The 20,657-nt window shown below is 51.5% G+C and carries 20 protein-coding genes and 4 tRNA genes; 5 read left to right on the top strand and 19 right to left on the bottom strand.

Annotated features, from left to right (window positions below):
• Complete coding sequence (locus tag J5224_RS19465) at positions 1-1,518, bottom strand: bifunctional diguanylate cyclase/phosphodiesterase (protein ID WP_264626920.1); 1,518 nt, start codon at positions 1,516-1,518, stop codon at positions 1-3.
• 785 nt (positions 1,519-2,303) lie between these two features.
• Positions 2,304-3,092 carry a cyclic-guanylate-specific phosphodiesterase gene (pdeH, locus tag J5224_RS19460; RefSeq protein ID WP_264626919.1) on the bottom strand — a complete coding sequence of 263 codons (789 nt, stop codon included), beginning with the start codon at positions 3,090-3,092 and terminating at the stop codon, positions 2,304-2,306.
• A gap of 186 nt (positions 3,093-3,278) precedes the next feature.
• Here pdeH and J5224_RS19455 point away from each other — a divergent pair, with 186 nt between their 5' ends.
• Positions 3,279-3,539, top strand: a complete 261-nt coding sequence (locus J5224_RS19455) for a YfhL family 4Fe-4S dicluster ferredoxin (RefSeq protein ID WP_196905602.1) — start codon at positions 3,279-3,281, stop codon at positions 3,537-3,539.
• Here J5224_RS19455 and acpS read toward each other — a convergent pair.
• From acpS to trmN, 12 genes are all read right to left on the bottom strand, one after another.
• Positions 3,514-3,933 carry a holo-ACP synthase gene (acpS, locus tag J5224_RS19450; protein ID WP_264626918.1) on the bottom strand — a complete coding sequence of 140 codons (420 nt, stop codon included), beginning with the start codon at positions 3,931-3,933 and terminating at the stop codon, positions 3,514-3,516. The genes J5224_RS19455 and acpS overlap by 26 nt on opposite strands.
• Positions 3,933-4,664: a pyridoxine 5'-phosphate synthase gene (pdxJ, locus tag J5224_RS19445; RefSeq protein ID WP_264626917.1), complete on the bottom strand. Its 732-nt coding sequence runs from the start codon at positions 4,662-4,664 to the stop codon at positions 3,933-3,935. Before pdxJ ends, acpS begins: the two co-directional genes overlap by 1 nt.
• 114 nt (positions 4,665-4,778) lie before the next feature.
• Positions 4,779-5,516 carry a DNA repair protein RecO gene (gene recO, locus J5224_RS19440; protein ID WP_264626916.1) on the bottom strand — a complete coding sequence of 246 codons (738 nt, stop codon included), beginning with the start codon at positions 5,514-5,516 and terminating at the stop codon, positions 4,779-4,781.
• An 11-nt stretch (positions 5,517-5,527) separates the two neighbouring features.
• Positions 5,528-6,433 (bottom strand): GTPase Era, encoded by a 906-nt coding sequence (era, locus tag J5224_RS19435; protein WP_264626915.1) that lies wholly within the window; start codon positions 6,431-6,433, stop codon positions 5,528-5,530.
• The gene (gene rnc / locus J5224_RS19430) at positions 6,430-7,110 is read right to left on the bottom strand and encodes a ribonuclease III (RefSeq protein WP_222157802.1); all 681 of its coding nucleotides are present in this window, start codon (positions 7,108-7,110) and stop codon (positions 6,430-6,432) included. Before rnc ends, era begins: the two co-directional genes overlap by 4 nt.
• 245 nt (positions 7,111-7,355) lie before the next feature.
• Positions 7,356-8,315 carry a signal peptidase I gene (gene lepB / locus J5224_RS19425; protein WP_264626914.1) on the bottom strand — a complete coding sequence of 320 codons (960 nt, stop codon included), beginning with the start codon at positions 8,313-8,315 and terminating at the stop codon, positions 7,356-7,358.
• A 16-nt stretch (positions 8,316-8,331) separates the two neighbouring features.
• A complete protein-coding gene (gene lepA / locus J5224_RS19420; RefSeq protein WP_264626913.1) occupies positions 8,332-10,131 on the bottom strand; it encodes a translation elongation factor 4 in 1,800 nt (599 codons plus the stop codon).
• Positions 10,132-10,424: 293 nt separating this feature from the next.
• Entirely contained in the window at positions 10,425-10,883 is a 459-nt protein-coding gene (gene rseC / locus J5224_RS19415; protein WP_264626912.1) for a SoxR-reducing system protein RseC, read from the bottom strand.
• 24 nt (positions 10,884-10,907) lie between these two features.
• A complete protein-coding gene (rseB, locus tag J5224_RS19410) occupies positions 10,908-11,885 on the bottom strand; it encodes a sigma-E factor regulatory protein RseB (protein ID WP_264626911.1) in 978 nt (325 codons plus the stop codon).
• Complete coding sequence (gene rseA / locus J5224_RS19405; protein WP_264626910.1) at positions 11,885-12,541, bottom strand: anti-sigma-E factor RseA; 657 nt, start codon at positions 12,539-12,541, stop codon at positions 11,885-11,887. Before rseA ends, rseB begins: the two co-directional genes overlap by 1 nt.
• A gap of 50 nt (positions 12,542-12,591) precedes the next feature.
• Positions 12,592-13,167 carry an RNA polymerase sigma factor RpoE gene (rpoE, locus tag J5224_RS19400; protein WP_195316346.1) on the bottom strand — a complete coding sequence of 192 codons (576 nt, stop codon included), beginning with the start codon at positions 13,165-13,167 and terminating at the stop codon, positions 12,592-12,594.
• 312 nt (positions 13,168-13,479) lie between these two features.
• Positions 13,480-14,226, bottom strand: coding sequence for a tRNA(1)(Val) (adenine(37)-N(6))-methyltransferase TrmN (gene trmN, locus J5224_RS19395; RefSeq protein WP_264626908.1), 747 nt, complete (start codon positions 14,224-14,226; stop codon positions 13,480-13,482).
• A gap of 151 nt (positions 14,227-14,377) precedes the next feature.
• Between trmN and srmB the strand changes: the two genes are divergently transcribed.
• Positions 14,378-15,715 carry an ATP-dependent RNA helicase SrmB gene (gene srmB / locus J5224_RS19390; protein ID WP_264626907.1) on the top strand — a complete coding sequence of 446 codons (1,338 nt, stop codon included), beginning with the start codon at positions 14,378-14,380 and terminating at the stop codon, positions 15,713-15,715.
• Positions 15,716-15,813: 98 nt separating this feature from the next.
• Here srmB and grcA read toward each other — a convergent pair whose 3' ends face one another.
• A complete protein-coding gene (gene grcA / locus J5224_RS19385) occupies positions 15,814-16,197 on the bottom strand; it encodes an autonomous glycyl radical cofactor GrcA (protein WP_195316349.1) in 384 nt (127 codons plus the stop codon).
• Positions 16,198-16,557: 360 nt separating this feature from the next.
• Between grcA and ung the strand changes: the two genes are divergently transcribed.
• Entirely contained in the window at positions 16,558-17,250 is a 693-nt protein-coding gene (gene ung, locus J5224_RS19380; protein WP_264626906.1) for a uracil-DNA glycosylase, read from the top strand.
• A 133-nt stretch (positions 17,251-17,383) separates the two neighbouring features.
• On the opposite strand, the gene J5224_RS19375 is transcribed toward ung, so the two are convergent.
• The 3 genes from J5224_RS19375 to J5224_RS19365 form a co-directional block, all read right to left on the bottom strand.
• A tRNA-Ala gene (locus J5224_RS19375) sits at positions 17,384-17,459 on the bottom strand.
• Positions 17,460-17,463: 4 nt separating this feature from the next.
• Positions 17,464-17,539 (bottom strand) — tRNA-Ala (locus J5224_RS19370).
• 58 nt (positions 17,540-17,597) lie between these two features.
• Positions 17,598-17,673 (bottom strand) — tRNA-Ala (locus tag J5224_RS19365).
• A gap of 239 nt (positions 17,674-17,912) precedes the next feature.
• Here J5224_RS19365 and J5224_RS19360 point away from each other — a divergent pair.
• Positions 17,913-18,797, top strand: coding sequence for an alpha/beta hydrolase (locus tag J5224_RS19360; RefSeq protein WP_264626905.1), 885 nt, complete (start codon positions 17,913-17,915; stop codon positions 18,795-18,797).
• A 99-nt stretch (positions 18,798-18,896) separates the two neighbouring features.
• On the opposite strand, the gene gltX is transcribed toward J5224_RS19360, so the two are convergent.
• Positions 18,897-20,312: a glutamate--tRNA ligase gene (gltX, locus tag J5224_RS19355; protein WP_264626904.1), complete on the bottom strand. Its 1,416-nt coding sequence runs from the start codon at positions 20,310-20,312 to the stop codon at positions 18,897-18,899.
• A gap of 268 nt (positions 20,313-20,580) precedes the next feature.
• On the opposite strand from gltX, the gene J5224_RS19350 reads away from it, so the two are divergent.
• Positions 20,581-20,656, top strand: a tRNA-Val gene (locus J5224_RS19350).
• Position 20,657: the final 1 nt, after the last annotated feature.

Raw genomic sequence — 20,657 nt, 5'->3', positions numbered from 1 at the left:
TCACTGATGACCGTTTTGTACCACGTAGATTTGCGTTTGGCTGCGCCCCATCGCTTTTGCCTGGTACATGGCAGAGTCAGCGTTAATGGCCAACGTCAGTGAATCAGTACCGTGCTCGGGATAGAGCGCAATGCCGATACTGCACGACACTTCAAGTTTTTTCCCTTCAATATCAAAAGGTTTATTCATGGCATTATGAATCTTATCCGCAACATAGAGCGTGTTAGCTTCTTCTTTAATCCCTTGCAGCAAGATAATAAATTCATCACCGCTACGGCGATAGACCGTGTCAGTATCACGCACTGAACTCCGCATGCGTGCAGCGGCTTCTTTTAACAACAAGTCGCCAATGGCATGGCCAAAGGTATCATTGATCTGTTTGAATTTGTCCAAATCAAGAAACATCAAAGCGATGCGGCGCCCTGTCTGTTTTGATAACAAAATAGCCTGTTCCATTTGTTCCGCAAACGTCAGGCCGTTTGCCAATGATGTCAGCGAATCATAGTGTGCCAGTTGGCGGTAATGCTCTTCACTGCGTCGCAGCATATCGATCGCACTATAGCGTTCTATGGCAATGCCAACCAATTGCGCAGATTTTTCGATGGAAAAGGTTTCTTCTTCATTGGGCACATAGGGCTTGCGATGGTAAACGCTGAGCACACCGAGGATCTCTTTATTCTGACCGATAACGGGCTCAGACCAGCAAGAGCGTAACCCGGCGTAGAGCGCGAGCCCTTTATACAATGACCAATCAGGATGAACGGAGATGTCCTCCGCAATCACGCGCTTACCGGTATACGCTGCCGTACCAAAAGAGGCGGCACCGTCAGCGATTTTTACGTTATGAATGGCATTTTTATAAAAGCCGGGCAAGCTGGGCGCAGAAGCCAACGTCAGACACTTCTTCTCTTTATCCACCAGCAGCACGGAGCAGACGATCCGGCCCGGATTTTTTTCCTCCACGCTAAACACGATAGCATCAAGGATATCTTTCAACGGTGCACCGCTGGAGAGAAGTTCTAACGCGCGATTGTAGGAGTTATCGTGATGTTCCTTTGCTTTGCGCTCCGTAATGTCCAGCTTCACGCCAACATAATTCGTTGAATCTGTGACTTTATTGTAGATTTTAGAAATATTAGCCTTTTCCCAGTAAAGCTGCCCGTCTTTGCGACGGTTAATAAATTCACCGCTCCAGGTTTCGCCGCGATCGAGGGTTGACCAGAGATCTTCATAGACGCTGGGGTTGGTCATTCCTGAGTTCATTATATTGGTTTTTTTGCCGATCACTTCATCGGGCATATAACCTGACATGGTCACAAACTGACGATTTACATAAAGAATTTCACAATTCTCATTCGCAATAATGATCGAGGCCGGGCTATATTCTGTGGCATAAAAAATCGTATCGAGGAAGTCTTGCTTTTCGCGATCCTGCTTGAATTTTTGCTTACTTCCCCTGTTTCTGATAACAGAAACTAACAACAGTATTATAAGTATGGTTATTATTATCTCATACACAATAACACGCCCCTCAGTCCTCGAAAGGACTGGTCATACAAACCACATCACGGATAGTGAAACACACAGACAAAGCGGCGCTCTCCCATACAGATTCGGGATCAACAGTTTTCTGGAGAGTGGGAGGGAGGGATGAAAAAACGCTCCTGTGTTCAGATGAATTCAGAAACATAGGAACATCAGCATAAAGCCCCCATCTATCACTGTGTGTAAATAAAAATAACAAGTCCAAACAGAGTATCTTTAATTAGCGTTAAGGTGATGAATAATAACTTGTGTTATAAGTTTATCTAATGAAATAAAAAACTTACGAATCTCAATGTTACGTATTTTGAACATCAAAATTCTGTAAGCAAATCAATTATACCAATAGGTATCACTGTTTTAATCAATAAAATCTATCATCACGCGATAATTGATCGTTCCCATTAAATAAAAAACCTATTTTCTCATTATATTCATAAAGTTACCATCAATACAAAATCGTTTCACTTATCATCTGCACCTCTTGAGCCCCCTTGAAGATTAGGAGCGCCAAGGTTCATTCCACTAATCATTAACAATATAAAACACCATTGCTGAAAAAATTACAAGAATCAAACAATGAAAATAGCCTATATAACAAAATGAATCACCATTTTTAACGTTTGGGCGTCAAGCAGGACAACAAACGGCGAAAAAGCAGCGCACGAGGGAAGGGATAAATAAAATGTAAATTATCGTGTCAAGTCACTAATGCGCTAACGGAGATACGGCGCCACCAGAGTTAACTGACTCAGCACGAGTCACAACGTAGATTTCAGCTCGCTAAAATTCTCAAAAGGCTGGGGGCGAGAAAGGAAATAACCTTGCACCGCATGAGCCCGCGTTTGCATTACCATCCCCCACTCTTCCTGCGTTTCAACGCCTTCAACCACCACGTGATTACAAAAGCGGGACAGCAGCGCCACCAACGATGGGAACAACTGACGGCCCTCCTCACTTTTTTGCAGCAAAATAAACAGCTCGCGCGCCACTTTGATACAGTCATATTGCGCTTGCATCAACGAAGAAAAATTGGCTACGCCCGCCCCGAAATCATCCAGCCATAGGTGGCGCATTTCGGGAAACATCGCTAAGACCTCTTGCGAGAGTGTCCCTTGATTTTCCACGATCTCAAATCGCAGCCAAGGCATGGAGGCGATCAACTGTTTCGCTTCATGGCTCTGTTGTAACGCATGCAGCGTTTGCCCGTCCACATTGACTGATGCCAGAATATCATCCTGAACAAAGCGAGGATGCCAACGCGACAGAAGCTGCATTTGCTCAATCACTACCTGTAACCGCTCAGCCACATTGATACTGGCAAAATAGGTTTCAGGAGAAACAAAACGCTGCGGAAACGCTGGCGAAAACACAGCGGTAAGTAATTCTATTGCCAGCAGTTTGCCGCTGGTGCGGTAAATAGGCTGAAAATTATAGCGTCTTTGACAATGATGCCAATACTGGCGTTCAAAAGCTGCCGCATCCCCTCGTTCAGACGGCAGTGCCTGTATAACCCCTAAATTCCTCTGCTGCCCGATACATTTTGTCATAAGACCTGATGTGCTACGTTGTTAGCCTACTTATACTTAGAAGAATAGATATCGGCAAAGCCACAGAAAACTTTATTCATTATTTGGCTTATTACGCTATTTTATGCGAGGAATATCGGGGAAAGAGAGTGCTCCACTACACCGTAGCGAGTATAATCCGCAACTGGTTTTGCAAGGTATAAAGAAATGGCACTACTGATCACCCCTAAATGCATTAACTGCGACATGTGCGAGCCTGAATGTCCCAATCAGGCGATTTCCATGGGGTTGGATACCTATGAAATAGACCCGCTGCGTTGCACAGAGTGTGTGGGCCACTACGATGTGCCTACCTGCCAAAAGGTATGCCCGATTGACAATACAATCATTCGTGACCCGCAACAAGTGGAAACGCAGGAGCAATTATGGGAAAAATTTGTTGTTATGCATCACGCCGATCGTTTGTGAGCACGCGTTTTCGCTCCCCCTCAAGGATTACCGTGGCACAGGCATAGTGCCGCTCATCGGCGATGGTCACGTGTATCGCCTCCACCCCTAAGTCCTGTGCCATCGATTGAGCCCGCCCCCAAAGTCGCAAGCAGGGTTTACCCAATGCATCATTGAAGACATCGAATTGATCGAAAGCGAGTCCCTGACTAATGCCGGTGCCTAAGGCCTTCGCTGCCGCTTCCTTGACCGCAAAGCGCTTGGCAAGGTAGCGGGCAGACTGCGGGTGTTTTTCATAATGCACCCACTCTTGTTCGGATAGTACTCTGCGCGCCAGGCGATCGCCGGATCGTGCGATAATCGCCTCGATACGGGCGATCTCCACAATGTCCGAGCCAAGTCCCAGAATAGCCATTAACGACGGGCTTCCTGCAGCAAAGCCTTCATTTCTGCGACAGCCTCTGCCAAGCCACTCATGACGGCGCGACCGATAATCGCATGCCCGATGTTAAGCTCATGAATTTCAGGCAGGGCCGCAATAGCTTGCACGTTGTGGTAGGTCAGGCCATGCCCGGCATTTACCTTGAGCCCTTTACTGGCGGCATAAACCGCTGCATCGCGAATACGAGCCCACTCTTGCTGGCGCAGCGTATCGTCCTGAGCATCAGCATAAGCACCGGTGTGGATTTCGATATAAGGCGCGCCAACGGCTACAGCAGCATCAATTTGCGCCCGTTCGGGGTCGATAAACAGAGAAACCAGAATCCCCGCCTCGCGCAAACGCGCCACGGCGGATGTCATGCGCGGCAGTTGACCCGCAACGTCCAACCCGCCTTCCGTGGTCACTTCCTGACGTTTCTCAGGCACCAGACAACAAAAGTGAGGGCGAAGCTCACAGGCAATCGCCAGCATCTCTTCCGTCACCGCCATTTCAAGGTTCATACGCGTCTGCAACGTTTGGCGTAACAAACGCACATCGCGATCGGTGATATGACGACGATCTTCACGCAGATGAACCGTAATACCATCCGCCCCGGCTTGTTCGGCAACAAACGCAGCCTGCACCGGGTCGGGGTACGCTGTGCCGCGCGCGTTGCGCAGGGTCGCCACATGATCGATATTTACACCCAGCAAAAGCTCTGCCATGAAACCAGTCCTCAAAAGAATCACCGTTAGACTACCAGTGTACACTGGCCTTTCGGTTCGTTACCACTGCGGTAATCTTTAGATACGGCGAGGCGGTAAGGTTTACCGCTCGGGTTATGATTCTTTTGCTACAGGAGGGGTGCGGGGACGTAAAACGGCAGATTTTTGAAACAGTTCACGGCTCTTTAATGGTTTGCCGCCGAGATAAGGTTTAAGCGCCATGCGCGTAAAGCGTTTCGCCGCCCGCAGAGTTTGTACATCAGGAAAGTCTCGCGCCGCCAACGCGCGCAGCTCATAGCCAGTAAAGCTGCGCTGATCCACAATCAAACTCGCAATAAACCCTTTTTCTTCGCGGTAGCGATAGGTCATGGTGTCTGTAACCGGCTCCCCACTGCCTGCACAGTGCAGAAAATCAACGCCATAACCGAGATAGCCCAACAGTGCCAGTTCAAAACGGCGCAGTGCCGGTTCTGGCGAAGAACTCAACGCCGCCAGTTGTTGCAAGCAATGCAGATAATCAAAGAAGAGTGCGGAAAAATTGGTTTCATGCTCCAGCACGCGAGCAAGCAATTCATTGACGTAAAGACCGCTGTACAGCATGACGCCAGTGAGCGGTAATGCCAGTGATACCGGTTCAGCGTTACGCAAGGTTTTTACTTCACCGCGCCCGCCCCAGCGCACCAGCAATGGCGTGAACGGTTGCAAACATCCTTTTAGCGGAGAGCGGCGTGCACGCGCGCCTTTAGCTAACACGCGCACACGCCCTTCGTCTTCAGTGAAAAGATCCAGCAGCAGGCTGGTTTCACTGTAAGGTCGCCCATGCAAGACAAACGCGCGCTGCCAGCCTTCCATCGGCGTTAACCTTATAAGTCGTCGATGTAGCCTAGGCTGCGCAATGCGCGTTCGTCATCCGCCCAGCCGGATTTCACCTTCACCCACAGTTCCAGGTGTACCTTGGCTTCGAACATGGCTTCCATATCCTGGCGCGCTTCAATGCCAATGGTTTTGATTTTGGTTCCTTTGTTACCGATCACCATTTTCTTCTGGCCTTCACGCTCGACCAGAATCAGTCCGTTGATATCGTAGCCACCACGTTCGTTCGTCGCGAAACGCTCGATCTCCACGGTCACCGAATACGGCAGCTCTTCGCCAAGAAAACGCATCAGCTTTTCACGAATAATCTCTGACGCCATGAAGCGCTGAGAGCGATCGGTGATGTAATCTTCCGGGAAGTGATGCTCGGCAGCTGGCAAGTGTTTGCGCACAATGCCGGCGATGGTATCAACGTTCGTGCCCTTTTCCGCAGAAAGGGGAACCACGTCGAGGAAGTTCATTTTTTCACTTAAAAACTGGATATGCGGCAGCAGCTTGGTTTTGTCCGTCACATTGTCAATCTTGTTGATTGCCAACAATACCGGACGTTTTTGATCGCGCAGCTTGCCCACGACCATTTCGTCGTCATCGGTCCAGTGAGTCCCTTCCACCACAAAGATGATCAACTCAACGTCGCCGATAGAGCTGCTGGCAGCACGGTTCATCAGACGGTTGATCGCCCGTTTTTCTTCAATGTGCAGCCCCGGTGTATCCACATAAATGGCCTGATAAGGGCCCTCGGTGTGGATCCCCATAATGCGGTGGCGCGTGGTTTGCGGCTTACGCGAAGTAATGGAGACTTTTTGCCCCAGCAGTTCGTTCAGCAACGTGGATTTGCCCACGTTGGGTCGCCCAACAATCGCGACGAAACCGCAGTAGGTTTGTTCTTCGCTCATTCAATCTCCAGTATTTTTAACGCTTGTTCCGCTGCCGCCTGCTCTGCCTTACGCCGGCTGGAGCCCGTGCCAATCACCGGTTCGTTAAAACCGCTGATCATACAATGTATGGTGAATTCCTGATCGTGTGCCTCACCGCGCACCTGCACCACCAGATAGGTAGGCAATGGCAGATGACGCCCTTGCAGGAACTCCTGCAACCGGGTTTTGGGATCTTTCTGCTTATCCCCTGGACTGATTTCATCCAATCGGGTCTGATACCAATTCAGAATCAGCCTTTCGATATTCTGGATATCGCTGTCCAGAAAAATACCGCCAATCAGCGCTTCGACCGTGTCAGCCAAAATAGACTCACGGCGGAAACCACCGCTTTTCAATTCGCCGGGGCCAAGGCGCAGGCATTCACCTAATTCGAATTCACGCGCAATTTCCGCCAGCGTATTGCCGCGCACCAGCGTAGCGCGCATACGGCTCATATCCCCTTCATCGACGCGAGGAAAGCGATGATAAAGTGCATTGGCAATCACAAAGCTCAGAATGGAGTCACCAAGAAACTCCAGGCGCTCATTGTGTTTGCTGTTGGCACTGCGGTGCGTTAACGCCTGCAATAACAGGTCGTACTGCTGGAAAGTATAGCCCAGCTTTCTTTGTAACCGATTTATTAAGATGGGGTTCATGTGTTACCAATAGATCAACAATACCTATTTACCGCAGCATACGGAACAGCGCTGTCCGCATCGCGCTTACAGGCGATAGGGGAACAAAGCTGTTTCGTTTGCATTGGCTCCGAACGGAGCCTGCGTTTTTCGTTTATTCTCGCCGCATTCACCGTTGCAAGAAGCTGCCTGCAACGGGAATGCCGTACGAGATACAACAATTCTACAACGTACCCGAAAATAATGCTGCGGGTTTATCACGGTGATTAATGAATTCGACCAATTCGGCTCAGACGTACGCCTGTTGGCCATTCACCTTCTTGTTTCTCGAAGCTCATCCAGATTGCCGTTGCACGACCGACCAGATTCTGCTCCGGCACAAAGCCCCAGAAACGGCTATCGGCGCTGTTATCACGGTTATCACCCATCATGAAATAGTGCCCGTTTGGCACCACCCACGTGGCGAGCGGCTGGCGCGACTGCTGATAGTACATCCCCAGTTGATCCTGGCTACCTGGCACCACCAGAATACGGTGCGAGACATCACCCAGCGTCTCCTGACGAACGCCCATCCGCACACCGCCCGGTTTTTCCTCACCCAGAGGCAGCGCGTAGAAACCGCTGCTCGATTCCGACCCTGGACGACCGAAGGTTTGGACGAAATCACTGGCTTCAAGGTTGCTGTAGGTCACCGCGACGGCGCTGTCACATGCCGCGCCTTCACACGCGGGGCGCACCGTAACCTGCTTGCTGAGCGGATCGTAAGATACCCTGTCGCCCGGCAGGCCAATCACACGTTTGATATAATCCAGACGCGGGTTTTCAGGGTATTTGAACACCGCCACATCACCGCGTCGCGGATGCCCTGTCGGGATCAACGTCGTCTGCGTGATGGGGTCCTTGATGCCGTAGGCGAATTTCTCCACCAGAATAAAATCGCCAATCAGCAACGTCGGCATCATCGAGCCCGACGGTATCTGGAACGGCTCGTAAACAAAGGAGCGAACAAAAAATACCAGCGCCAATACCGGAAAGACCGATGCGCAGGTTTCAATCCAACCGGGCTGTTTGATCGTCACCACGCCCGAGCCGCCATCCTGCTGCTCACTCAGTGCCGCCTCCGCTCTCGCCTTGCGTGCCGGTGCCCATTTAAAGCGTTCAAAACACCAGACAATGCCGGTGACAAGCGTCGCCAGCGCTAAAACCAAGGCAAACATATTGGCCATGCCAACTCCTTAGGGTTTATTTGCTCTCTTTGCCAACGTGCAGAATGGCCAAGAAGGCTTCTTGCGGCAATTCAACGTTACCGACCTGTTTCATGCGCTTCTTACCGTCTTTCTGTTTCTGCAACAGCTTTTTCTTACGGCTCACGTCGCCGCCATAACATTTCGCCAATACGTTTTTACGCAGCTGCTTCACCGTCGAACGTGCGATAATGTGGTTACCGATGGCCGCCTGAATGGCAATATCAAACTGCTGACGCGGTATCAGCTCTTTCATTTTTTCCACCAGCTCACGACCGCGATACTGCGAATTATCGCGGTGAGTGATCAGCGCCAACGCATCAACACGTTCGGCGTTAATCATCACGTCAACCCGCACCATGTCAGAGACCTGGAAGCGTTTGAAGCTGTAATCCAGTGAGGCATAACCGCGCGAAGTCGATTTCAGTCGATCGAAGAAATCGAGCACCACTTCCGCCATCGGGATTTCATAGGTCAACGACACCTGATTACCGTGGTAAACCATGTTGGTCTGCACACCACGCTTCTCAATACACAAGGTGATCACGTTACCCAGATACTCCTGAGGCAACAGCATATGGCATTCCGCGATAGGTTCACGCAGCTCTTCAATGTTGTTGAGCGGTGGCAGCTTGGAAGGACTGTCAACGTAGACAATTTCCTGACGCGTGGTCTTCACTTCATAAATTACGGTCGGGGCTGTAGTGATCAGATCCAGATCGTATTCACGCTCCAGACGTTCCTGAATGATCTCCATGTGCAGGAGGCCCAGGAAGCCGCAGCGAAAACCGAAGCCCAACGCGGTTGAGGTTTCCGGTTCGTAGAACAACGAGGCGTCATTGAGGCTCAGTTTGCCCAACGCGTCACGGAAGTTCTCATAATCATCAGAACTGACCGGGAATAAACCTGCATAAACCTGTGGTTTAACCTTTTTGAAGCCCGGTAGCGCTTTGTCGGCAGGTTGACGCGCCAATGTCAGGGTATCCCCCACCGGAGCGCCAAGAATGTCCTTAATGGCGCACACCAGCCAACCCACTTCACCGCAGTTCAGCACATCACGATCGATCTGCTTCGGCGTGAAAATCCCCAGACGATCGGCGTTGTACACCTGACCGGTACTGATGACCTTCACTTTGTCGCCCTTGCGCAACGAGCCATTTTTGATGCGGATCAGAGAGACTACACCAAGGTAGTTGTCGAACCAGGAGTCGATGATCAACGCCTGAAGCGGCGCATTAGGATCGCCCTCTGGCGGCGGAATCTCTTTCACCAGACGCTCAAGCACATCAGGAACGCCAACGCCGGTTTTCGCCGAGCAGCGCACGGCATCGGTGGCATCAATGCCAACGATATCTTCAATCTCTTCGGCTACACGCTCGGGATCAGCGGCCGGCAGGTCAATCTTGTTGAGCACCGGGACCACTTGCAGATCCATTTCCATCGCGGTATAGCAGTTGGCGAGCGTTTGCGCCTCTACGCCTTGTCCTGCATCCACCACCAGCAGCGCACCTTCGCACGCCGCCAGAGAACGTGAAACTTCATAGGAGAAGTCAACGTGCCCCGGTGTATCGATAAAATTCAGTTGGTAGGTTTCACCATCTTTGGCATGGTAATCCAGCGTTACACTTTGCGCTTTGATAGTGATACCGCGTTCACGTTCCAGATCCATGGAGTCCAGCACCTGCGCCGCCATTTCACGGTCAGATAAACCGCCGCAAAGTTGAATAATGCGGTCAGAAAGCGTCGACTTACCGTGGTCGATATGGGCAATAATGGAGAAATTTCGTATATGCTTCATTATGAAAGTTTTTCTACCTTGGTATTTCTGAAATTCTTGCCGTCTGGCATGCGCATGCGATGAAAATGGCGGCAATGCCTTCCCCTTTCACCAGAACCGATGCATTCTACATGTCAGACGCCGGAAAACCTAGTCATCAACCCCTATTCCCTTTGATTATGGCGCTTTTATTCCATCATGGCGGACAACCGATAAAAAGAAGACGTTTGAGGACATGAAAGCGCGCGTTGGGCAGAGAATATTGCGGTGAGAAACGACCGGGAGGCACAATGGCTCGCCCGGTTAAATGCGGTTCAGGATTCGATGTGCAGCGGTTGCCCCGGCAGGGCTATCTGCAAAATAACCGGCCGGTAGTGACGTTTCTCGCCTAATTTAAGCGACCAGCCGCGTACCAGAATAAACGCCAGCGCGGCCCCCAGCAGCGCGCCCAGCACCGCCGCCAGATCGTTGGCGAACAGCGACTGCAACAATCCGGCCCCTGTGAACAGGCCCAACAGCGGCACCAGATAGACCAGCATGGCAGAGCGCAGCAGACTACTTTCGGAAATGCCCAATTCAACGCGTTGACCAGGCAGCAAAGGCTGCTCGCACGGAACGTACAGCGCCTGCTCGGCGGACCGCCCCAATTCACTCAAAAGCCCGGTGCCACAGGTTTTACGCGACTGACAACCGCTGCACCCGGAACGCTGCTCACAGTGCAGCTCGGCCATGCCATTGTGCCAGGAAACCACGGTCGCCCACTCTTTGATCATACCTGTGCCCTACATCTTGCAAATTTATTGCGATTGAAAAATGACGTTGTCAGCAATGCGTTTAGCCGTGGTCGGGGGTAATTCGCCCACTACGGTTATTTCATACCCATCGCGAATTTCTGTGTGTACGCTTCGCCGTCCCGTCGTCACATATTGCTCAGCACGGGATTCTGACGATGACGTGATATTAACAGAAAAGCTGAATAAACCATCACTGAACAGGCGCGATTCAACCGGGATGCTGATTCCAGGCAACGTTCTGCGGGTACGAGAGATCTCTTTCATGCCCTGCGGCAGCCATTCAGGAATCCAGGTCAGGTCAACCGTTTCAACCGACGGTGTCGTCAGCAATGGCGGTAAGCCTTCGTTTAATAATGGGCGTAACGTCTCACGGATATCATCACTGACCACCAGCGATGTCACCAGAAATTGCTCCATCCGTTCCCCGTTGCGATCCTGCAAATCAATACGCAACGGCAGTTTGGTCGCCACATCAAACCATACACTGTAGCTATAACGAGTCCCATCCCGGGAAATAATACGCATGCCTTCACACAGGCGATCGGCAATACGCACTCTTCCTGCCGCCGGAATGAAATCATAGAACGCGGACAGCGATTGATGATCGGCATAAACCAGGCTGGGGAACGAATCGATGATGTGATCGCCAGAAAGCGAGAAGGGTTCAAGATCGGTATCAAAATAACTGATGTCCCGGTCTCGCTGTAGGATTTCCCTGCGAGGTCCGTCCATAAACAGCAACTGCGCCAATGGACGGTTATCTATACGGGCATGCCGATAGCGCAGAGATTCGATGCCCTGCCGTGAGATATTGATGAAATGTATTTCATAATTCAATGCCCGAATAGCATTGCCCATCTGTTGCAGCGAGGACGAGGGCTGAGGCTGCAACACCGCACCTGACGCAGGCTGCGCCAGGACGGTTGTTGAATAGGGTAAGCAACCGAGCAGAATGCAAAAAGCAAACCCAACACGCTTCATTAACGAGATTGCGTTCCTAAAGATTGAGTGCCAGGCACCTGAATAGCGGCCTGCTGTTCTTCATCTTGCTGACCTTGCAACGGCTCCGAATGGAGGCGGCGCTGCAATTCATAGTCCTGCAACATGACATTAATGCGGTTGCGTTGTGCTTCAACCTGACGTTGACCACCGTGCGACACCACGTTTTCAGACGGTACGCCCAGGCTGACCGGAGAGGCTGTGCCCATGGCGGGAAGCGTACTGAAAGCAGGCATGTCGTTTTGCGCTTCCGGTGCTTGATCAGGGGAGCGTTGCATTTGCACGCCAACGATCACGGCCAGTGAGACACAGGCGGCTACACCGACTTGAGTCAACTGGCTTGCCCAAGGACGCACTTTGTCCCAGAACGACAAACGCGACCAGGTATCAGGATGAGGTTGTGCTTCGGGAATAGCCTGAGGCGCAATGCGCACCGGCTCTTCGGCAATCGCCTGCGCAACGCGCGCGGCAATGTCAATGTCAATGACACTCTGTGCCACGTCACCACGAAGCGTGTCGCGAATCAAATGGTAGCTTTGCCAACTTTTTTGCAGTTCAGCATCCCGCCCCAATGTGTTAAGCAGTTCGGTATCCGCTGCCTCGCCGTCCATTAAAGCGGAAAGTTTCTCTTTCTGCATACCCATACCCTTACCTTGTCAAATCCATCATGGTTAACGCGAAAACCGGGTTAACGTTGAATTAGCGGTTGTACTTTGTTATCGATCGCTTCTCGCGCACGGAATATGCGAGAACGAACAGTGCCGACCGGGCAATCCATAATGGCGGCTATCTCTTCATAACTCAGGCCATCAAGTTCGCGTAGCGTAATCGCCATCCGTAAATCTTCTGGCAACGCTTCAATGGTTCGAAAAACGATACTTCTCAATTCCTCTGACAACATTAAGTTCTCAGGGTTCGATATTTCTTTTAATGCGCTGGCAGTTTCATAATTTTCAGCGTCATTGGCATCAACGTCGCTCGACGGTGGTCGCCGCCCCTGAGCAACCAGATAATTCTTGGCCGTATTAACCGCAATGCGATACAGCCAGGTATAGAAAGCACTATCGCCGCGAAAAGACTCCAACGCACGATAGGCTTTGATAAACGACTCCTGCACCACATCAGGCACATCCCCAGGCGGAACGTACCGTGACACCAGGTTCGCTACTTTGTGCTGGTAGCGCACCACCAGCAAATTAAAAGATTTCTGGTCGCCTTTCTGGACACGTTCAACCAGAATGCGATCCGCTAGCTGCTCGCTCATCCGAGGTAATGTCTCCTCAAACCGTTCTCCACACGTAAAATAGTACTGCCAGCCATATCGTTATTGAATAATCAGAGCAAGCTGTAAGTCGGACACCACCGGTCAACAAAAGTTCCCGATAACATTTTATCCTTCTCCTTTATGTGCTCAGCCTGCCCCGTGTATCTTCGCGCGTCGGCGTTTACATCCGTACACGTCGCGCAGCTTTCTGTTCTTTAGCTGGGGCAGTCAGGGGATCATACGCGAAAAAGCGTTCAATAACACCGTTAGCCTCTGAGAGTGCCCGAGCCATCGTTAACGACAAGGAATATCCTACATAAATAAATAGAAATCTTTGGTCAATGCGCGAAAATCATAAGAGTAGCTGCCATCTTCTGCGCGAACAATCAGCGTTCGCCTCTCGCAGGGGCCCGCTTGCTTTGCCAGGGTCAACAGTTCCCGATGCGGTTGGCCCTCGGTCCTCTCACGTATGACCAGTCGCTGACGTATCGACCACCCTTGTTGACATGCTGTGATGCAAAAATCACTGGCAACCGTGTTTGGTAGCACTACACAGAAGCGCCCTTCCGGCTCCAGAAGCCCGGCGGCACAGTGGAGCAAGGTTTCATGAGACAAACTCTCCGTATAACGGGCCGTGCTGCGCGCCTCGGTCCGACAGGCGCTGCCCGGTGCAAAATAAGGAGGATTACTGACAATCAACGCATAGCGTGATGCCGTTTGTGCCGTAAACGTCTCAATATCACGGTTTACCACGGTAATCCGTGATGCCCACGGTGAAGCCTGCCGATTCTCTTGAGCCTGCGCACTGGCTTCAGGCTCTACCTCAACCGCATCGAACGTCACCGCGTCTGGGCTACGCTGTGCCAACATCAGGGTGATAATGCCGGAACCACAGCCAATATCCAGCACACGACCGGTTTGCGGCACCGGAGCCCAGGCACCGAGCAAAATAGCATCCGTCCCTACTTTCATCGCACAACGATCGTGCGCGACAAAAAATTGTTTAAACGTGAACCCGTTGCGCCGCAATGTTTGTGATCGCGCTGCGTGCTGATGCATGATGTGCTGCTCCTCCGGAAAACCGCCGTAGCATAAGGGAATCCCTGCAACAGGGAAAGCACCCCCACCGACATGACACAGCGGGGTGTAAAGAGATGATGAAGTACAGGCGTAATGCGTCTATAATCAGCGCCCCAAACAGAGGTAGACCATGACTGCAACCCAATTTTCCGATCTTGATCTTGATGAAAGCCTGCTAGATGCCTTGCGCGATATGGGCTACGAGCGCCCCACCGCCATTCAACTCGCGGCAATCCCACCCGCCATGGACGGGAGAGATGTTCTTGGTTCCGCACCAACAGGAACAGGAAAAACAGCAGCCTATCTGCTGCCGGTGTTGCAGCATCTGATTGACTTTCCACGTAAAAAATCAGGCCCGCCGCGTATTCTGATCGTAACGCCCACGCGCGAGCTGGCGATGCAAGTGGCCGAGCAGGCCAAAGCGTTGGCGGCGCACACCCATCTGGACGTGGCAACCATCACTGGCGGTGTGGCCTATATGAACCACGCTGAAGTCTTCAGCGAGAATCAGGATATTGTGGTGGCGACAACGGGGCGTCTGCTGCAATACATCAAAGAAGAAAACTTTGACTGCCGCGCGGTGGAAACGCTGATTCTGGACGAAGCAGATCGTATGCTCGACATGGGGTTTGCTCAGGATATCGAACATATTGCTGGTGAAACCCGCTGGCGCACACAAACCTTACTGTTTTCCGCCACGTTGGAAGGCAATGCCGTCAAAGATTTCGCAGAGCGGCTGTTAAAAGAACCGGTAGAGATAGAAGCCGACCCTTCACGGCGTGAGCGTAAAAAGATTCTGCAATGGTTTTACCGCGCCGATGATACTGAACACAAAACCGCGCTGCTGGCACATTTGCTGAAACAACCAGAAACCACCCGCGCCATTGTGTTTGTGCGTAAGCGCGAGCGCGTGCATGAACTTGCTGCCTGGCTCCGCGAAGCAGGTATCAACAGTTGCTATCTGGAAGGCGAAATGGTGCAAGCCAAACGCAATCAGGCCATCACGCGTCTGAGCGAGGGGCTGGTCAATGTGTTGATTGCCACAGACGTTGCCGCACGCGGGTTGGACATTAACGATGTCAGCCACGTCTTCAACTTTGATTTGCCGCTCACGGCCGATATCTATTTGCACCGTATTGGGCGTACCGGTCGCGCAGGTAAAAAAGGGTGTGCCATCTCACTGGTGGAAGCGCACGACCACTTACTGCTTGGCAAGATCAGCCGCTACTTAAATGAGCCGCTGAAAGCGCGCGTCATTGATGAGCTGCGTCCAAAAACCAAAGCGCCAAGCGAAAAAACCAACGGCAAGCCGTCGAAAAAAGTGCTAGCCAAGCGTGCAGAAGAGAAGAAAAAGAATAAAGAGAAAGAAAAAACCAAGGTGAAAGTACGCCACCGCGACAGCAAGAACGTCGGGAAGCGCCGCCAACCGACACAGAAAACGGACGATACGCCTTCAGGCGCAGAGTAATCCGGTTTCGATACGCTCTCCCGGCGTTATCGCCGGGAACAAAAACCAGACACAAAAAAAGGAGCTTTCGCTCCTTTTTTATTGCCGCGGTCGCTCGATTACAGACTTTCAGTGAAAGTACGTGTAATCACATCACGTTGCTGTTCCGGGGTCAGTGAGTTGAAACGCACTGCATAACCAGAAACACGGATGGTCAACTGCGGGTATTTTTCCGGGTGTTTTACAGCATCTTCCAGCGTTTCACGGCGCAGAACGTTCACGTTCAGGTGTTGACCGCCTTCCACGCGCACTTCCGGTTTAATTTCCAACGGAACTTCACGATATTCAAACTGCCCCAGATCGCTCACCGGAACGATTTGATCTTCGCTGTAATCTGCTTTTGCACAAACGCAGCGTGCTTCTGATTTTTCTTCATCAAGCAGCCAGAAAGAGTTAACCAGAGCGTTATTGTTAGCTTTAGTAATTTGAATGCCAGTAACCATTATTGCCTCCGTAAAACAGCAGAATCGTGTCTGAACCTGGGAAGGGTTGCAGTACTCACCAACACGAGGTTTTAACCACAAAATGAAATTCACTTACCTTGTGTAGTTATATACCAGTACCTTAGCCACCAATCTTTGATATAAATCAATTAATTCAGGGTGTGAAAAGCACACGCAGCAGCAATTAATTGTTTTACATCAATTTTAGCCAAAAGACGCGATGCAATTTTTTTTGTAAATTTTCAACTTTTTTATAATCCATCCTTCGCAACTTTCAACTTTTACGCCACAGTGTTTTACCTTGAGAGCAGAGATCGGTAAGCTACAGCCCTCTTTAACAACACCCGCATCGAGGACAGGATGACAACCGAACTAACGTGGCATGACGTTTTGGCACAGGAAAAAGAGCAGCCTTATTTTGTGCAAACGTTGGCCTTTGTCGGCAATGCCCGCGCCGAAGGAAAGGTGATTTATCCCCCGCAGAAAGATGTGTTTAACGCCTTTCGTTACACGGAATTCAATCAGGTCAAGGTGGTGATCCTGGGACAAGATCCCTACCATGGGCCAAATCAAGCGCACGGCCTGTCATTCTCCGTCCGTCCTGGCATTCCTGCACCGCCGTCATTAATGAACATGTATAAAGAGCTGGCGAACGATATTCCGGGCTTTACGATCCCTCAGCATGGTTGCCTGCAAAGCTGGGCGGAGCAAGGGGTGTTGTTGTTAAATACCGTGTTAACGGTAGAGGCAGGTCAGGCCCATTCCCACGCCAACCTCGGCTGGGAAACCTTTACCGATCGCGTGATTAGCACGTTAAATGAAAAGCGTGATGGCATCGTGTTTCTGTTGTGGGGAGCACACGCGCAGAGAAAAGGCAACATTATCGATACACAGCGCCATCATGTGCTGAAATCCCCGCACCCGTCACCGCTCTCAGCACACCGTGGCTTTCTGGGTTGTCGTCACTTTTCCCAGACGAATCAATTACTGATACAACAGGGTCAGTCACCGATTGATTGGATGCCACAGTTACCGAATTCAGCAGATCGTTAATGCCATCAGTTCGCAAGCCGCGCGACAGCAAGGCAAATTGCTTGCGAACTGAACGCAATACCAGAATTAAATATGCTGTAAAAAATGTCTTGGGAAACACCGATAAGGAAATAAAGACAGGAATAAGAAGGAGTGGTGGAGCTAAGCGGGATCGAACCGCTGACCTCTTGCATGCCATGCAAGCGCTCTCCCAGCTGAGCTATAGCCCCACAGTGGTGGAGCTAAGCGGGATCGAACCGCTGACCTCTTGCATGCCATGCAAGCGCTCTCCCAGCTGAGCTATAGCCCCACAATGCTGGATATGTTTACTACATCGATTTACTACAACCATCCCAACAATGTTGGAATGGTGGAGCTAAGCGGGATCGAACCGCTGACCTCTTGCATGCCATGCAAGCGCTCTCCCAGCTGAGCTATAGCCCCATCGCATCAGACAGTAACACGGATTGTCTGTGTGAACGGCCCGAATAATATGCAACCCGCTCAGGTGTGTCAACGGCTAAATCTCTTTCTGCCGTCAACCGCTGAAAAAGCCGCCAGCGCGCCGATTTTATCAACGCTTCTGGCACCATGCAGCGCATAAAGACAGAAAAAAACACTGGTAATGATAACGGGTTTTATTATCATCTTTTACTCATCCATCAGAACCTTAACAGGTCGTTATGCGCTATTTGCCCGTTGTGCTTATTACTCTGATCGCATCCAGCCTTTTACCCGCGCGGGCACAGCCCCCTGTCGCCACGCTCTCCGACAATGCAAAGCGCTACTTCAGCATTGAGCAACACGATATGGAGAGCACGCGCCAGCTTCCATACCGTATCTTCATCGCAACACCACGTGATATCACCGCACAGGAAAAACGTCCGGTACTCTACGTGCTGGATGCCAACGCCCAGTTCCCACTGGCGGTCAACAGTTACACCCCCGCGCAGGGGCCTGCGCCCGTGATTGTTGGTATCGGCTATCGTATTGATCAAGGCTATGACATTCCTGCCCGCACTCGCGACTACACGCCTCCGACTCCAACAATCGATCCGGATTTTGGTGCGGGCGGGGAAGCCGAGCCGTTTTATCAGTTTATCCAACACAGCGTGAAACCGTGGGTAGAAGCGCGAGTCCCGGTTAATCCACAGCAACAGACACTCGCCGGTCACTCCTTTGGTGGGTTATTCGTGCTGTTTACCCTGTTTAATCATGGGGAATCCTTCCAGCGCTATCTGGCTGCCAGCCCGTCTATCTGGTGGGGCGACGGCGTGGTCATCCCCAAACGTTCACCGCTGCTCACCGCGCAGCCCACGTCAATCACGATAAGCGTAGGCGAATATGAAGAGAAGCCCCCCAAGGCCGATCCCAACCAACCGGTCGATCCGAAACGCGCCAAGCGTCAGGCGCAGCGCACCATGGTGACCAAAGCGCGCGATCTGGCGGCGCAATTGCACACCGAAAACCCTGCGACCAGCTTTATCCTGTTCGAAGGTAAACACCACGGCAGTGTGATCCCCGATGCAATGGCAAAGGCGGTAGAAGTGGCTATCCAGCCACAGTAATTTGAGAATTGAACAGAAGGCGTGAATAAAAACGCCCCGCGCAGCGTGCTCCTAAAAGGAGGGCCACACGGGGCGTTCATTGATCGCTGGGTTACGCGATTATTGCTGCGCTTCACGCTCGGTGATAAAGGCCAGTGCTTTATCGATGCGGGCCAATGCACGTTGCTGACCCACCGCGTGTACCGTGACATCAACGCCCGGTGATTGACCTGCGCCAGTTACCGCCACACGCAGCGGCATACCGACTTTACCCATACCCTGTTGCAGTTCGTCCGCCGTCCCCTGAATGGCGTGATGAATGTTTTCCGCCGTCCAGTCACTGATGGCAGCGAGTTTCTCACGCACCAGTTCCAGCGGCTGGCGAGCGACCGGTCGCAGGTGTTTCTTGGCAGCATCAGCATCGAACTCGGCAAAATCTTCATAGAAATAACGACAGGACGCCGCAATCTCTTTCAGCGTCTTGCAGCGCTCACCCAGCAGCGTCACCAGTTCGCACAGTTGCGGCCCAGTGCGAGTGTCGATCCCCGCCTGCTCGATGTGCCAGGACAGATGCGTTGCCACATAGTCAGCCGGCAAATGATTGATATAGTGGTGGTTAAGCCACTGCAACTTCTCAGTATTGAAGGCACTGGCCGATTTGCTTACGGCGTCCAGCGTAAACAACTGCGTCATCTCTGCGATAGAGAAAATTTCCTGATCGCCATGTGACCAGCCCAACCGGACCAGATAGTTGAGCAGCGCCTCTGGCAGATAACCATCATCGCGATACTGCATCACGCCTACGGCACCGTGGCGTTTGGACAGTTTTTTGCCATCATCGCCCAGGATCATCGACACGTGGGCGTATTCCGGCACCGGCGCCCCCAATGCTTTCAGGATATTGATTTGACGCGGAGTGTTGTTGATATGGTCTTCACCGCGAATAACATGCGTGATTTCCATATCCCAGTCGTCGATGACGACACAGAAGTTGTAAGTCGGCGAACCATCGGTACGGCGAATGATCAGATCGTCCAGTTCCTGATTGCTGAATTCGATCGGGCCACGAATACGGTCGTTGAAAATCACAGAACCGTCTTGCGGGTTACGAAAACGTACCACGTGAGGTTCATTATCAGCATGATGCGCATGAGAATCGCGGCAACAGCCGTCATAGCGTGGTTTTTCACCCTTCGCCATTTGATCTTCACGCAGCGCTTCCAGACGCTCACGGCTGCAATAGCACTTGTAAGCGGTACCCTGCACTAGCATTTCATCAATCACGGCATTGTAGCGGTCAAAACGCTTGGTCTGATAGTACGGACCTTCATCCCAATCCAGGTTCAGCCAGTTCATACCATCCATAATGGCATCGATAGCATCCTGCGTTGAACGCTCCAGGTCAGTGTCTTCGATACGTAAAACAAACTCACCCTGATGGTGACGGGCAAACAGCCAGGAGTAAAGCGCAGTACGAGCGCCGCCGACATGCAAATAGCCAGTGGGGCTTGGCGCGAAACGAGTTTTGATTTTCATTGGGATAATAAGCCTTGTTACTTAAGGGCGACTGGCAGACACCAGCAACGGTTCCAGCCAAAAGTTGGCGATATTCTATCACTCTGCCCTGATTCCTCAACGCTGTAACCGCATTGCGCATGGAATAGGGTTAACAATACGCCGAATTATTGACCACGAATGCCCAGAAAAACGACGTGTTGCCTAATTTTACAACGAACACGCATTTTGCATTTAAAAAGCGTTGACTCACTTTCAACTATCCCTATAATGCGACTCCACACAGCGAGGGTGATTAGCTCAGCTGGGAGAGCACCTCCCTTACAAGGAGGGGGTCGGCGGTTCGATCCCGTCATCACCCACCAC

The organism is Candidatus Symbiopectobacterium sp. NZEC135 (assembly GCF_025962695.1).
This window is presented reverse-complemented; position numbering and strand designations above follow the sequence as displayed.

Coding starts and splice junctions, on each gene's coding strand:
- pdeH (WP_264626919.1), bottom strand. CDS start 3,092: ATGACAAAATGTATCGGGCAGCAGAGGAATTTAGGGGTTATACAGGCA.
- J5224_RS19455 (WP_196905602.1), top strand. CDS start 3,279: ATGGCACTACTGATCACCCCTAAATGCATTAACTGCGACATGTGCGAG.
- acpS (WP_264626918.1), bottom strand. CDS start 3,933: ATGGCTATTCTGGGACTTGGCTCGGACATTGTGGAGATCGCCCGTATC.
- pdxJ (WP_264626917.1), bottom strand. CDS start 4,664: ATGGCAGAGCTTTTGCTGGGTGTAAATATCGATCATGTGGCGACCCTG.
- recO (WP_264626916.1), bottom strand. CDS start 5,516: ATGGAAGGCTGGCAGCGCGCGTTTGTCTTGCATGGGCGACCTTACAGT.
- era (WP_264626915.1), bottom strand. CDS start 6,433: ATGAGCGAAGAACAAACCTACTGCGGTTTCGTCGCGATTGTTGGGCGA.
- rnc (WP_222157802.1), bottom strand. CDS start 7,110: ATGAACCCCATCTTAATAAATCGGTTACAAAGAAAGCTGGGCTATACT.
- lepB (WP_264626914.1), bottom strand. CDS start 8,315: ATGGCCAATATGTTTGCCTTGGTTTTAGCGCTGGCGACGCTTGTCACC.
- lepA (WP_264626913.1), bottom strand. CDS start 10,131: ATGAAGCATATACGAAATTTCTCCATTATTGCCCATATCGACCACGGT.
- rseC (WP_264626912.1), bottom strand. CDS start 10,883: ATGATCAAAGAGTGGGCGACCGTGGTTTCCTGGCACAATGGCATGGCC.
- rseB (WP_264626911.1), bottom strand. CDS start 11,885: ATGAAGCGTGTTGGGTTTGCTTTTTGCATTCTGCTCGGTTGCTTACCC.
- rseA (WP_264626910.1), bottom strand. CDS start 12,541: ATGCAGAAAGAGAAACTTTCCGCTTTAATGGACGGCGAGGCAGCGGAT.
- rpoE (WP_195316346.1), bottom strand. CDS start 13,167: ATGAGCGAGCAGCTAGCGGATCGCATTCTGGTTGAACGTGTCCAGAAA.
- trmN (WP_264626908.1), bottom strand. CDS start 14,226: ATGCATCAGCACGCAGCGCGATCACAAACATTGCGGCGCAACGGGTTC.
- srmB (WP_264626907.1), top strand. CDS start 14,378: ATGACTGCAACCCAATTTTCCGATCTTGATCTTGATGAAAGCCTGCTA.
- grcA (WP_195316349.1), bottom strand. CDS start 16,197: ATGGTTACTGGCATTCAAATTACTAAAGCTAACAATAACGCTCTGGTT.
- ung (WP_264626906.1), top strand. CDS start 16,558: ATGACAACCGAACTAACGTGGCATGACGTTTTGGCACAGGAAAAAGAG.
- J5224_RS19360 (WP_264626905.1), top strand. CDS start 17,913: ATGCGCTATTTGCCCGTTGTGCTTATTACTCTGATCGCATCCAGCCTT.
- gltX (WP_264626904.1), bottom strand. CDS start 20,312: ATGAAAATCAAAACTCGTTTCGCGCCAAGCCCCACTGGCTATTTGCAT.